Below are 12,977 nucleotides of genomic sequence, written 5' to 3' on the forward strand. Positions count from 1 at the left end.
CGGCCGTGCTCCACCCCCGCCCTGGCGGACGCGGTCCCCGCCCGCGTACGTACCGCACCGACCGTTCGAGCTGAAAGAGGAGGCGAACCGTTTTGAGTACGGGAATCGGACCACATTCCGTGCCCGCACCTGCCGCCCACAACTCCCCGTCCGCCCCCGAGCCCCCCAAGTCCTCGATGTTCAGCTCGCTGCGCATCCGGAACTACCGGCTCTTCTTCATAGGCCAGGCCGTCTCCAACACCGGCACCTGGATGCAGCGCATCGCCCAGGACTGGCTGGTGCTGAGCCTGACCGGCTCCTCCACCGCCGTCGGTGTCACCACGGCGCTCCAGTTCCTGCCGATGCTGCTCTTCGGGCTGTACGGCGGCGTGCTCGTCGACCGGCTGCCCAAGCGTCCGGCCCTGCTGGTCACCCAGTCCGCGATGGGCGCCACGGGTCTGTTCCTCGCCGTCCTGACCCTCACCGGCCATGTCCAGGTCTGGCATGTCTACGTCGCCGCCTTCGCCGTCGGACTCGCCACGGTGGTCGACAACCCCGCCCGCCAGTCCTTCGTCTCCGAGATGGTCGGCCCCGGCCAGTTGCAGAACGCGGTCAGCCTGAACTCGGCGAACTTCCAGTCCGCCCGCCTGGTCGGCCCCGCCGTCGCGGGCCTGCTGATCACCGGCGTCGGCACGGGCTGGGCCTTCCTGCTGAACGGCCTGTCCTTCCTCGCGCCCATCGTCGGCCTGCTGCTGATGCGCGCCCGTGAGCTGCATGTCGTGGAGCGCGCCCCGCGCGGCAAGGGCCAGCTCCGTGAGGGCCTGCGCTATGTCGCCGGGCGTCCGGAGCTGATCTGGCCGATCGTCCTCGTGGGCTTCATCGGCACGTTCGGCTTCAACTTCCCGGTGTGGCTCTCGGCCTACGCGGACGACGTCTTCCACTCCGGCGCCGGTGCCTACAGCCTCTTCAACACCCTGATGGCGATCGGCTCGGTGGCCGGTGCGCTGCTCGCCGCCCGCCGTGGCACGGCCCGGCTGCGCGTCCTGATCGTGGCCGCGATCGCCTTCGGTGTGCTGGAGGTCGTGGCGGCCGTGGCCCCCGGGCTGTGGCTGTTCTCGCTGCTGATGATCCCGATCGGTGTCTTCGGCCTGACGGTGAACGTCACCGCGAACACCGCGGTCCAGATGGGTACGGATCCGGCGATGCGCGGCCGGGTCATGGCCCTGTTCATGATGGTCTTCGTGGGCGGTACGCCGCTCGGGGCGCCCGTGGTCGGCTGGGTCACGGACGTGTACGGCGCCCGGGTCGGCTTCGCCCTCGGCGGTCTGATCTCGGCCGTCGCGGCCGTGACCATCGGCCTGATCCTGGCCCGCTCGGGCGGTCTGCGCCTGGCGGTGGGCTGGCATCAGGGGCATCCGCGGGTGCGGTTCGTGCCGCGGGAGCGGGTGGCCGTACCGGCGTGACCGGACGTCTCGCTCGAGACTGATACCGACCGAGGGGCGCCGTGGGTGGTCGCCCCTCGGTGTGGTGTCTCGGTCGGTCCGCGGTGTCACACGCGCCGCGCCAGCACCTGCCCCGGCCACTGGTCGTCCCCGAAGGTGAAGGCCTCGGTCCGGGTGAAGCCGTGGCGCTCGTAGTAGGCGACGAGCTTGCCGTCGTCGCCCGCGTAGCAGTCCACCCGCAACAGTGAGACGCCCGCGCGCCGGGTCTCCTCGGCGGCATGGGCGAGCAGCGCGGCGCCGACGCCACGGCCCGTGAAGCGGTGGTCGGCGGCGAACAGATGGATATAGCGCTCGGGTTCGTCCACGGCGGCGATGTAGTCGCCGGGCGCCGGGGAGAGGGTGAGCGTGCCCGCGGGGACGCCGTCGACCTCCGCGATCCAGGGCGTGCCCGCCGCCACATAGCGGTGCACCGCCTCCACGGCCCGTGGCCGCGCCGACCAGGGCTCGGTGCCCCACTGCCGGGTGCGCCCCTGCGAGACGAGCCATTCGACGGCGCCGTCGAGCAGACCGAGGACGACCGGAACGTCGTCGCAGGACCCTTTGCGTATCCGCGTGATCGCCATGCCGTCCATCATGGGGTCATGAGACTCTTCGCCGCGGTGGTTCCCCCGAGTTCCGTGATCGGTGAACTGGAGCCGGTCGTGCGCGGGCTCGAGGAGATGCCCGAGGCCGAGCGGCTGCGCTGGACGGGGCGGCCGGGCTGGCACTTCACGCTCGCCTTCTACGGTGAGGTGGCCGAGGAGGTCGTCCCCGACCTGTCGGAGCGGCTGGCGCGGGCGGCCCGGCGTACGGAGCCGTTCCGGCTGGCGCTCGGCGGGGGCGGGCACTTCGGGGGCCGGACGCTGTGGGTGGGCGCGAGCGGGGACACGGGCGTGATGGGGCTGCTGGCCGACCGCGCGGAGGCCGCCGCGCGCAAGGCGGGCGTGGAGACGGGGGAGTACCGCCCCTACCGCCCGCATCTGACCCTGGCTCGCAGCCGACGGCACTCCGAGGACCTGCGGCCGTACGTCGCCGCGTTGGACAGCTTCGCCGGACGCGAGTGGACGGTCGGGGAGCTGTGCCTGATCCGCAGCCATCTGCCGGGGGCGGGGGTCCCGGGGGAGCAGCCCCGCTACGAGACGGTGGAGCGGTGGGCGCTCGGGGCCGGGGGATCGCTCGGGGCGGGCGGATGAGGCGGAGCGGCAGGAGGCTCGCGGCGGCGGTAGGCGGCTCGCGGCGGGACGGTCGGGGAGCTACGTCTGTCCGGCTGCCGGTCGGGGGCGGGTCCCAGGAGAGCAGCCCCGCTATGAGACGGGGAGCGGTGGGCGCTCGGGGCCGGGGGGCTCGGGGCCGGTGGATGAGGCTGAGCGGCGGGCGGCGGGCGGCGGGCGGTAGAGGGCGGGCGGCGGGCCGGTAGGCGGCTCGCGGCAGGCGGCTCGCGGCGGCGGATGAGGTGGAGCGGCGGGGGGCTCCGGGCGGGCGAGTGGGAAGAGCCGGTTAGTCTCGATGTGTGGACCCGAAGACCCGTAACCGGATCATGGCCGGTGTGCTTGTGCTGATGTTCGTGGTGGTGGCGATGTCGGCGGCCGTCGGCAGGTAGCGAACCCGCCGGTCGGCGGACGACCGCTCGGCACCCCAGGATCCTTTCGCACCCCGGCAGATGACCGAGCGGCCCGCCGCTCCTGGGCAGCCCCGGACCGGGTTACCAGGCGAAGGCCTCAGGCGAGGGCCCCGGCCCCGGGAAGATCTCCTCGAGACCGGCCAGGACCTCCTCCGACAGCTCCAGCCGGACCGCGCGCAGCGCCGACTCCAGTTGCTCCGCGGTACGCGGGCCGACGATCGGCCCGGTGACGCCGGGGCGGGTCAGCAGCCAGGCGAGAGCGGTCTCGCCGGGTTCCAGGCCGTGCTTGGCGAGCAGGTCCTCGTAGGCCTGGATCTGTGCGCGCACGGCGGGGTCCTTGAGGACGTCGGCGGCCCGCCCGCCGGTCCGGCGCCCGCCCGTGGCCTCCTTCCTGATGACGCCGCCGAGCAGCCCGCCGTGCAGCGGCGACCACGGGATCACCCCGAGCCCGTAGTCCCGCGCGGCCGGGATGACCTCCATCTCGGCGCGGCGCTCGAAGAGGTTGTAGAGGCACTGCTCGCTGACGAGCCCGTAGGAGCCGCGCCGGGCGGCGGTCTCGTTGGCCTGGGCGATCTTGTAGCCGGGGAAGTTGCTGGAGCCCGCGTAGAGGATCTTCCCCTGCTGGACCAGGACGTCGATGGCCTGCCAGATCTCCTCGAAGGGGGTGCTGCGGTCGATGTGGTGGAACTGGTACAGGTCGATGTGGTCGGTGCGCAGCCGCCGGAGGCTGGCGTCGACCGCGCGGCGGATGTTGACCGCGGAGAGCTTGTCGTGGTTGGGCCAGGCCTCGCCGTCCGGGCCCATGTTGGCGTACCCCTTCGTGGCGAGTACGACCTTCTCGCGGCGCTCGCCGCCCTGGGCGAACCAGTTGCCGATGATGCTCTCGGTACGGCCCTTGTTCTCGCCCCAGCCGTACACGTTGGCGGTGTCGAAGAAGTTGATGCCCGCGTCCAGCGCCGCGTCCATGATCGCGTGACTGCCGGCCTCGTCGGTCTGCGGGCCGAAGTTCATGGTCCCGAGAACGAGTCGGCTGACCTTGAGTCCTGTGCGTCCGAGCTGCGTGTACTCCATGGTCGTCATGGTGGTCCAGCAAACGACGTGGAGTGCGCTCCAGGCAAGGGCCGTCGGCAGTCGGACCACTACGGGGACCGGTGTCGCCTGGGTACGGGACTCACCCGCACGGGCCCATGTCCCGAGCGTCCCTCCCTCCTGTGGCCACAGGCTGGGTACATGCCGAACCCTTCCCGGATCCGCGCCACAGCCCTGACCGTCGCCGCCCTGCTGCCCGTACTTCTCACCGGCTGCGCCCGCGACCCGGGCCTCGCGCACGGGGGTCCGCTGGGGCAGAGGCTGGACTGGAAGGACTGTCCGGTGCCGTCGGTGGCGCAGGGCGACGGCGGCGCCCCGTCACCGCTGCCGGACGGCACCCGGTGGCAGTGCGCGACCATGAAGGCGCCCCTGGACTGGGACGACCCCAGAAGCGGCACGATCGACATCGCGCTGATCCGGGCGAAGGCCAGCGGTGACCCGAGCCGCCGCATCGGCTCCCTCGTCTTCAACTACGGTGGCCCCGGCGAGTCCGGCGTCACCGCGCTGCCCTCCTTCGGACAGGACTACGCGGCCCTGCGTACCCGGTACGACCTGGTGAGCTTCGACCCGCGCGGGGTCGGCCGCAGCGCGGGCGTGACGTGCCTGAACGATCAGCAACTGGACGCGTTCTTCCAACTGGACGCGATGCCGAGGACAGCCGACGCTCAGCGCGCGTTCCTGGACAGCACCAAGAGGTTCAACAAGGCCTGCCGACTGCACTCCGGCAGGGTGCTGCCGTATCTGCGGACGACCGACACGGCGCGCGACATGGACCTGATGCGCCACCTCCTGGGCGACCGGAAGCTGCACTACTTCGGCGTCTCGTACGGCACCGAACTCGGCGGCGTCTACGCGCACTTGTTCCCTCGGCGCGTCGGACGGGCCGTGTTCGACGCGGTGGTCGACCCGATGCTGACACCGGAACAGGCCGCGCTCGCGCAGGCCGGAGGCTTCCAGCTGGCGTTCGGTAACTACGCCCGGGACTGCGTCGCGAAGAGCGCGGGATGCCCGATCGGCAGCACCTCGAAGGACGTCGAGAACCGCCTCGTAGGACTGCTGAACCACCTCGACCGCGAACCCCTCCCCGCCCTCCCGCCCCGCCGACTGACCCGGACCGCCGCGCTCGACGGCGTCCTTGAGGCCCTGTACTCCAAGAAGTCCTGGCCCTCTCTCACCGAGGCGCTGCGCCGGGCGTACGCGGGCGACGGCAGGCCGCTGATGCTGCTGGCGGACTCGATGAACGAGCGTGACGAGAAGGGCCGTTACAGCAACGACACCGCCGCGGAGGTCGCCATCAACTGCGCGGACGACAAGCCGCGTTACACCCCCGCCGACGTGAAGGCGAAGCTGCCGCGGTTCCGGGCCGTCTCCCCGCTGTTCGGTGACTCCCTGGCCTGGAACCTGATCAGTTGTGCCGACTGGCCGACGAGGGGAGCCGTCTACCGCCCGGACGTGCACGCGCCCGGCGCCGGGCCGATCCTCCTGATCGGCAACACCGGTGACCCCGCGACCCCTTACGACGGCACCCGGAGGATGGTGAACGCGCTGGGCAAGGGCGTCGGCGTCGAGCTGACGTACAAGGGACAGGGGCACGGCGCGTACTACACCAAGGACACGTGCGTGCGGGACACGGTGCACAGCTACCTGCTGGACGGCAAGATCCCGGCGCCCGGCACCGTCTGCTCCTAAGGGCTGACCCACCAGGGATTACGGGACAGCCCTCAGTCGAGGGGGAAGCCGTCGGTCTTGAGGACGAGGCCCAGCGGGGTGGTGGTCATGTCGACATCCGCACCGAAGGCGACCAGCAGTTCGGTGAGATAGTCGCCGTTCTTGGGCTGGGTGAAGAGGTGACAGCGGCCCTGGCAGGGGTCGGCGAACCGGCGGATGATCTGCCAACGCGTGTTTCGCTGCGGCGTCATGAAGACATTGCCCCCGACGATCTCGACCCTGAATCCTTCGGGGACGGGCATGTGCTCAAGACGCTCGAACCACTCGTCCAGACGCTCGGTGTTGGCGTCGGCCATCTCGATCCTGTCGTCAAGGACGGTCACGGTCGCGCTCCTCCCCGGCTACCCGTGAACAGGTGCAGCCGCGCAGTACAACGATACGCACGGTGACCGGGTCACGCCGGGAATCGGTCAGCTCGTTCCGGTCGCCGCGTACGGCTGACCGAAGTCCCACGCCTGATGCATGGCCTCCGCGAACGCCGCCGCGATCTTGTGCTCGCCGCTCGCGTTCGGGTGCGTGCCGTCGTAGGTGTCGAGCTGGAAGTCGTAGTCCGCCGGGGGAGTGGCCAGGAGCAGCGGGGAGCGGGGCTCGTCCAGGTCGGCGACGGCCTTCGCGAGAAGCTCGTTGAAGAGCGCCACCTGCGCGGCGAACGACGCGTCCGCGGCGACCCGGATGTTCGTGATCACCGGCAGCACGACCATCCGCACACGCGGGTTGGCCGTCCGCGCCTCGGTCACGAAGGCCCGTACGTTCTCGGCCGTCTGCTCCGCGTTCGTGTAGAAGCCCAGGTCGATCAGGCCGAGAGAGACGAGCAGCACGTCCGCCCGCGAGGCCCGTACGGCCTCGGCTATCAACGGCGCCATGTGCAGCCAGCCCTCGCCCCACCCCGCGAGATGCGTACGCGGGAAGTCCGGCTCGGCATAGGCATACGACGTCGGCGCGTCCGCACCCTTGTCGTACAACGTCTCCCGCGGCCCGACGAGCTTGCAGGGCCCGCTGTACGTTGCGCACAGATGCCGCCACAGCCGGTAGCGCCAGGTGTGTTCGCCCGCGCTGCCGATCGTCATGGAGTCGCCTACGGGCATGAACCTGAGCACCTGTTCATGATGGTCGATCCCACGTACGCGTGGGGCGTGAGGTCTGCCACGCGGGCGTGGGGCCAGGCTGTGAGGCAGGAGAAGAGGCAACCAGTCGAATATTCTCCACTATTCACGCATGGCGACTCTGGAGATATGGACATTCACTCTCAGTTGCCTAAATGCTGTTGCCTGCCGAGACAGCCAAGCCTCAAGGAGGCACAGATGGCATGCAGGTTGCGACTCAACGGCGTTGAGAGCGGCGGCACTTGGACTCCGGAGCGGGCCGAACTGGTCCGATTCTTCAAGGTCAGTGCCCGGCGCTTCGACTCCGGGCACGCCGCTCCGGAGATGTTCTCCACCGTCATCGACTCCGAATGGCACCGGTTGATGAAGGCCTCCGGGTACACCGAATTCTGCACCGAGCATGTCGGCCGGACCATCGGCCACCGCCCGGTGAAGGGCGCCGGGGAGATCTCCTGGATCCCCCTGTACGAAGAGTTGTTCGGCCCCCTGCCCGCGCTCTGGTTCACGGACAAGGACGGCCAGGTCGATGAGGAAGCGCTGGCCCGCTACCGGGAGACCGGTGTCGTGGTCGCCGAATGGGACTGCTCGCCGGCCCCGGGCGACGGTGGCGATATCGCGCCGCCCAAGCCGGTGGAGACCACGGCCCGGTGACCTTCCCGCACACCGAGGCAGCGCTCCGGACCGGTGCCGGGGCGCTCCGCCTCGTCGAGAACAGGACCACCAACCCCACAGCGGTCGACGTGGCCGAGTACACGGCAGCCGTTGCCGCGCACTGTCCTTGGCTCGCACCGTCCGTTGCGCGCGGGCTGACCGGCTGGACCGTGTACGAGGCGGTGGGGGAAGCCGAGTGCGTCGAGGCCGAGGTGTTCCATGCCGGGGTGCAAGCAGCCGAACGGATCCGTCCGTTGGCACCCCGGTCCCATGGGGCGCTCGTGTGCGAGAACGTCGTTGTCCTTGGCGCCGGAAGCGAAATGCTGGAATGGCCCCACTGGGTGCTGAAGCATCTCTACGGCCCGGTGGGCCTGATGTTCGGCAAGTTCTCGGCGGGCGAGAAGAGGGCGGACCGGCACGGCCGTTGTATCCCGGTACCGCCTGTGTCGTTCCTTCCTGTGCGGGTGGCCGTGCGGTCGCGCGACGTGCGCTTCCTGCGGCGGACGCCGGATCTCTCCGCCGCCGTGGCGGTCGCGGTGGACGACGGCCGGGACGTGTTCGAGGGTGTCCCGCGAGTGTGGAAGGAGACCAAACAGTGGGCGTACCACCTCCTGCCGAGGCGGTGAGGACCCTGGAAGACCGTTTCGGCCCCCTGGCCTATGACCTGCTCAGTGACCGTCGAGGCTCCCGGGCATGGAAGATCGCGACCAGGTCGGGGGCCATGGCACTGAAGGCAAACGACCCGGGATCCAGGGAAACCCGGGACAAGGCGCGGGAGTTGGAGCAGGAGCACCGCTTCCTCCTTCGGCTCGGCAAGGACGGCGCCATCGACCAGGGTTATCGGATCGACGCCGGTCGCTGGGACAACGGCCGTTGGCTCGCCGTGCGATGGATCGACGGCGCTCCCCTGTGGCGGGCCTTCTCTCCTGCCCGCGGCCCTGGGAGTGACCACCCTTCCGTACGACCGTGGCTGCTGGGCATCGCCCGAACCTGGGCCCAGCGCCTCGCTCGGCTCCACACCGCAGGCTGGGCCCATGCCGATGTGCAGCCCACCAATGCCCTGGTCACCAGCACCGGAACCACCGAGATCATCGACTACGCGCTTGCCTGCGGCCCCGACCCGACAAGGCGCCTCCCGTACCGGGGTGCCCTCACCCACACCACGGCCCCCGAGATCGCCGACGCCGTTCTCTCCACCGGCGAGCACGCCCACATCCAGGCCGGGCCGGCAGCGGATGTCTGGGGCCTGGGCGCATCCCTGTTCTGGTGCTGGACGGGACATCGGCCGGTGCTCTACGAGGACGACACGGATCGACAGGACAAGCTCCGTGCCATCGCCGACGGATGCGTACTGCACCTCTCCGCCGTGCGCCCTTGGCCCTTCCCGGAGTTCGAGCGGTTGATCACGTCCTGCATGAACGTCGATCCCGATGCACGCCCCACGGCCGCCGAGCTGACCGAAGCATGCTGACCCTGCGAGAGATGACCCTGGACGATGCCCCGGCCGTCCAGCGCATCTACAGCGGCGCGTCCGTCCGCTTCACACACAGCGACGGCTACCGCATGACCGTGGAGGATGCCCGTTGCCGCGTCATCAAGGCTCTGGTCATGGCCCGCGAAGTCCCGCGTCCTCGCTGGGACTTCGCGCTTCTCGTCGATGATGACGTGATCGGCGTGATCGCCCTCCGGGTACGGGAACCAGGCGTAGGAACCGTCAGCTACATCCTCCGTCAGGACGCCTGGGGCCAGGGCTACGCCACCGAGGCCGTACGGCACGTCGCCACCTTCGCGTTCACCCACACTGATCTGGGGTGTCTGGAGGCCAAGCACCATCCGGACAACCGTGCCTCTGGGCGAGTCCTGATCAAGGCGGGGTTCACCTGTGTCGGCATGTCCGACTTACACACAGAGGACGGGGTGGTGATCCCTTACCCGGTGTACGAGATGCGCCGCCGCTGAATATTCTTCAATATTCTCCTACGTGACTCTGAATGCATGGACATTCACTCAGCGGAGCCGAGATGCTGTGGTCACCAACATCGTCCATACGTGGGAGGTGGCCGTAGATGGCGCGCAGGTTGCGGTTCAACGGGACGGGGAGTGACGTGAGCGGATGCCCGTCCGTGCACGAGGACTTGGACAGCGGCGAAGTGATCGTGCACGGTCCTCCCCTCACCGACTCCGAGGACATTGCGCAGCTTCAGCACCTTTCCGAAGGCGAGGTCGCGGCAGTGGTCCCGCGTGACTTGCTGGTGGACTGGACCCCGAAGGAACGAACACGGCAGGTGCGGACGATCGGGCTGGAGGAGTTCAATCGGCTGTTCGCGCAGTTCGAGCACACCGCCTGGCGGTTGGAGACGCGTCGGCGGTACGCCAGTGACGAGGCCGGCGACCGCTGGGACGAGTTCATCGAGACCGGAAGCGTTGCCGAAGACTGGCCGGAAGGCTCACCCGCAAGGGGCTTCCGGGACACGATCCGTGCGCAGACCGCGCAGGGGAAGCGGGTCGAGCGGGTGCGGATCGTGGACCAGCCTGCCACCGCTGGGCAGCGCTATCTCCTCGATGGCGCACGCTGGAACATCGCGACCGGCGAAGACATCCGCAACCTGTGGCGTACGGATGCCGACCGTCTCCACCTCCCCGCCGAGGACTTCTGGCTCTTCGACAGTCGCCTCATCGCCCTCCTGCGGTTCGATGACGACGATCAACTCACGCAAGTGGACCTGATCACCGAACCTGCTGAGGTGGTCCGTTGCTGCATGGTGCGCGACGCGGCGTGGCATCTCGCCGTACCGTGGCGGAAGTTCACGGCGGAGATGCGCGAAGACGCGTAAGGGCACGAGTGGGTACTGGTGAGCACGGACTATCAGCGGGCGCGCGAGGAACTGGGGCATCAGCTCCGGGAATTGCGGCTCGGAGGCACTGGTGGCCGACTCACCGGTACACAGCTGGCCGAGCTACTGGGGTGGCCGCAGTCGAAGGTGAGCAAGCTGGAGAACGGCAGGCAGACGCCTACAGATGACGATCTGCGGGCATGGGCCGAGGCCGTGGGACAGCCTGCTGTGTTCCCTGAGCTACGCGCGCGGCTGAAGGGCTTCGAGAGTCACATTCGTTCCTGGCGGCGTCAGCTCGCGGCAGGGCACGCCCCCGTCCAGGAGACCTGGAACACGCTGGTCTCCAACGCCACGACGGTGCACGCATTCAACAACGCTGCTGTTCACGGCTTGCTCCAGACCGCCGAATACGCTCGGCACATCTTCGAGCGGCATGCCGGACTTCAGAAGTCGCCCAAGGACGCGGATGCCGCAGTGCGGGCCCGTATGAAGCGGCAGGAGTGGCTGTATCGGCCAGGTAAACGGTTGAACCTGCTCATGTCCGAGAGCGTGTTGTGGGCTCGGATGTGCCCGCCGGAGACGTTGGTCGCTCAACTCGACCGCTTGCACGGAGTGGTGGGTATGGACACCGTGCGCTTGGGAATTCTGCCACTGGACGGCGCGCTACCGCTGGCCTTGGGTAACTCGTTCAACATGCTGGACGATCGCCTGGTCGTGGTCGAGGACTGGCACGCCGAACTCTGGCTGGACAACGCCGAGACGATTGCCCTGTACCGCCGAGTCTGGGACACCTTCGCGGAGTCGGCGGTCTTCGGTGCGGACGCCCAGCAGGTGATCGCCCGTGTGCGGCGGAGCATCAAGGCCTGAAGTCGCGCGGCCGGTTCGTTCGGCGGCATGTCGTCATGTCGGGCGGTGCGCGATCGCCAGCAGGTGGGAACTCGCCGCCAGGAGTTCCGGGTACGGCTCGGCCAGGCGTGCGGCGGCCAGTGCTGATTCGAACATCGGCGAGTCGATCAGTGACTGGCCCGTGTGGCGTTCGGTGGCGGCGAGCAGTGACCAGGCCGGGCCCTCGATCCCGAAGACCTCTGCCCCGTCGAACCCCACCGCGGCGACCTCGGTACGCAGTTGTTCACCGCTGTGGAAGTAGGCGGCGGTGAACGCCTCCTTGCCGTCGTGGATCTGGGTGCCCAGGATGGAGCCGACGCTCTTTCGCATCGGCTCCTTGTGCAGGTGCGCGTAGGCGGTGTGCTCGAACAGCGACGCATACCGGTTGATGCCAGCCGCCGCGAACAGGCCGCCCGGCTTGAGAACGCGGTAGGCCTCGGCGAGGGCGCGGTCACGGTCGGACCGTTCGATCAGGTGGTAGAGCGGCCCCAGCATGAGGACGACGTCGTACGAGGCGTCTTCGGCGGTCAGTTGCCGGGCGTCGCCCAGTTCGACTGTGGTGCAGGCGCCCTTGGCCTGTTCGAGGTGACGGAGGACGGGGTCGACGAGGTGGACGCGGTAGCCGTCCGCGGTGAGCCACCGGGCGTGGGCACCCGGGCCACCGCCGACGTCGAGGATCCGCGCGGGCGGCGTCGGGAGGTGACGCCGCAGCAACTCCTGTGTGCGCAGCATCTCCAGGCGCCCGTCGGCCGTGGTGGCCAACCTGCCCGCCTCGTCAAAGACTTCGTAGTACCTCACGATCTCCGGTGCTACCTCGTCGCTCGTCATGTGTGCATTCTGGCGGCCTACCGGTGGACCGTGCCAGTGATTCAGGGGGCCGGTAGGGACGTACGGCGTTCGGTCGGCAACTCTTCGCCGTACGGATCCGGTGTTCTGGCCTCTCGCGCGGTCTCCAGGTCCGCCACCCTGGTATTGCGGTGGCGGGCGCCTGGGGAACAGGCGCGCGAGCGCCTCATAAGGCCGTCGGAACACGGGAGTTCTCCGCGAGCGTGAACGGGCCCGTACGCACTTCGTGTACGGCTCCTGCCGGTGGCCCCAGGCGTCGGCCAGTAGCTCCACGAGTGCGAGTCCGCGTCCGTTCTCCTCGTCGGGGCCGGAGTCGTGGAGTCGGGGAAGTCTGTCGCGGTCCGGGTCCGAGACCTCCAGGAGCAACTCCGCGTCCTGGAACGTGAGTCTGACCTCGACCTGGGCGTAGGAGACCCGGCAGTGGGTCACCGCGTTGGTGACGAGCTCGTTCGCCAACAGGGTGACGCTGTCGGCGAGTTCATCTGTGATCCCCCAGTCGGCAAGGGCCTTGCGAACGTACTGGCGGGCTGTCGGTACGTGTTCTCTGCGCTTGGGGATGCGGAAGGTTGCGGTTTCGGGCATGGGGGTGCCGTACCTCCTGACGGAGAGCGTCAAAGCGTGTGCTGATTCCGCTTGTTGGTGAAGCTACGGACGTATTTAACGGCGCTGCAACCGGCTTCAGTGAATGCATGCACTCGTCCACTCGATCGAGTGATGTGAGCCCAAGCCTTACGGGCTGTGTGGCATCGTTGCCGGAAGT

Annotated in this window: 14 protein-coding genes and 1 pseudogene; 9 read left to right on the plus strand and 6 right to left on the minus strand. The window is 69.0% G+C overall.

The genetic code is table 11. The features are described from left to right. Positions 1-92: 92 nt before the first annotated feature. Positions 93-1,442, plus strand: coding sequence for an MFS transporter (locus ACZ60T_RS27400; protein ID WP_469668258.1), 1,350 nt, complete (start codon positions 93-95; stop codon positions 1,440-1,442). Between the two features lie 86 nt (positions 1,443-1,528). Here the strand turns inward: ACZ60T_RS27400 and ACZ60T_RS27405 are convergent, their stop codons facing one another. Then, positions 1,529-2,044: a GNAT family N-acetyltransferase gene (locus ACZ60T_RS27405; protein WP_469668259.1), complete on the minus strand. Its 516-nt coding sequence runs from the start codon at positions 2,042-2,044 to the stop codon at positions 1,529-1,531. Between the two features lie 18 nt (positions 2,045-2,062). On the opposite strand from ACZ60T_RS27405, the gene thpR reads away from it, so the two are divergent. Then, the gene (gene thpR, locus ACZ60T_RS27410) at positions 2,063-2,653 is read left to right on the plus strand and encodes an RNA 2',3'-cyclic phosphodiesterase (RefSeq protein ID WP_469668261.1); all 591 of its coding nucleotides are present in this window, start codon (positions 2,063-2,065) and stop codon (positions 2,651-2,653) included. Positions 2,654-3,162: 509 nt separating this feature from the next. On the opposite strand, the gene ACZ60T_RS27415 is transcribed toward thpR, so the two are convergent. Continuing rightward, positions 3,163-4,152, minus strand: coding sequence for an aldo/keto reductase (locus tag ACZ60T_RS27415; protein WP_469668262.1), 990 nt, complete (start codon positions 4,150-4,152; stop codon positions 3,163-3,165). Positions 4,153-4,311: 159 nt separating this feature from the next. Here ACZ60T_RS27415 and ACZ60T_RS27420 point away from each other — a divergent pair, with 159 nt between their 5' ends. Continuing rightward, a complete protein-coding gene (locus tag ACZ60T_RS27420) occupies positions 4,312-5,859 on the plus strand; it encodes an alpha/beta hydrolase (RefSeq protein ID WP_469668264.1) in 1,548 nt (515 codons plus the stop codon). Positions 5,860-5,891: 32 nt separating this feature from the next. Here ACZ60T_RS27420 and ACZ60T_RS27425 read toward each other — a convergent pair whose 3' ends face one another. Continuing rightward, the gene (locus tag ACZ60T_RS27425) at positions 5,892-6,221 is read right to left on the minus strand and encodes a hypothetical protein (protein ID WP_469668265.1); all 330 of its coding nucleotides are present in this window, start codon (positions 6,219-6,221) and stop codon (positions 5,892-5,894) included. Positions 6,222-6,308: 87 nt separating this feature from the next. After that, positions 6,309-6,995, minus strand: a complete 687-nt coding sequence (locus ACZ60T_RS27430; RefSeq protein WP_469668266.1) for an SGNH/GDSL hydrolase family protein — start codon at positions 6,993-6,995, stop codon at positions 6,309-6,311. A gap of 204 nt (positions 6,996-7,199) precedes the next feature. On the opposite strand from ACZ60T_RS27430, the gene ACZ60T_RS27435 reads away from it, so the two are divergent. From ACZ60T_RS27435 to ACZ60T_RS27460, 6 genes are all read left to right on the plus strand, one after another. Continuing rightward, on the plus strand, positions 7,200-7,652 hold the full coding sequence (locus ACZ60T_RS27435) for a glycine-rich domain-containing protein (protein ID WP_469668268.1): 453 nt from the start codon (positions 7,200-7,202) through the stop codon (positions 7,650-7,652). Then, positions 7,649-8,278, plus strand: a complete 630-nt coding sequence (locus tag ACZ60T_RS27440; RefSeq protein ID WP_469668269.1) for a hypothetical protein — start codon at positions 7,649-7,651, stop codon at positions 8,276-8,278. The genes ACZ60T_RS27435 and ACZ60T_RS27440 overlap by 4 nt, the downstream gene beginning before the upstream one ends. A 95-nt stretch (positions 8,279-8,373) precedes the next feature. After that, a complete protein-coding gene (locus ACZ60T_RS27445) occupies positions 8,374-9,123 on the plus strand; it encodes a protein kinase domain-containing protein (protein WP_469668270.1) in 750 nt (249 codons plus the stop codon). Between the two features lie 11 nt (positions 9,124-9,134). Beyond that, complete coding sequence (locus ACZ60T_RS27450) at positions 9,135-9,611, plus strand: GNAT family N-acetyltransferase (protein WP_469668272.1); 477 nt, start codon at positions 9,135-9,137, stop codon at positions 9,609-9,611. A 107-nt stretch (positions 9,612-9,718) separates the two neighbouring features. Next, positions 9,719-10,486, plus strand: coding sequence for a DUF6879 family protein (locus ACZ60T_RS27455; RefSeq protein ID WP_469668273.1), 768 nt, complete (start codon positions 9,719-9,721; stop codon positions 10,484-10,486). A gap of 18 nt (positions 10,487-10,504) precedes the next feature. After that, complete coding sequence (locus ACZ60T_RS27460) at positions 10,505-11,353, plus strand: helix-turn-helix domain-containing protein (RefSeq protein ID WP_469668275.1); 849 nt, start codon at positions 10,505-10,507, stop codon at positions 11,351-11,353. A gap of 33 nt (positions 11,354-11,386) precedes the next feature. Here ACZ60T_RS27460 and ACZ60T_RS27465 read toward each other — a convergent pair whose 3' ends face one another. Both ACZ60T_RS27465 and ACZ60T_RS27470 read right to left on the minus strand, forming a co-directional pair. Beyond that, positions 11,387-12,199, minus strand: a complete 813-nt coding sequence (locus ACZ60T_RS27465; RefSeq protein WP_469668358.1) for a class I SAM-dependent methyltransferase — start codon at positions 12,197-12,199, stop codon at positions 11,387-11,389. 285 nt (positions 12,200-12,484) lie between these two features. Then, a pseudogene (locus ACZ60T_RS27470) lies at positions 12,485-12,799 on the minus strand (ATP-binding protein); the annotation flags it as partial. Positions 12,800-12,977: the final 178 nt, after the last annotated feature.

The organism is Streptomyces sp. NPDC104371 (genome assembly GCF_055583785.1).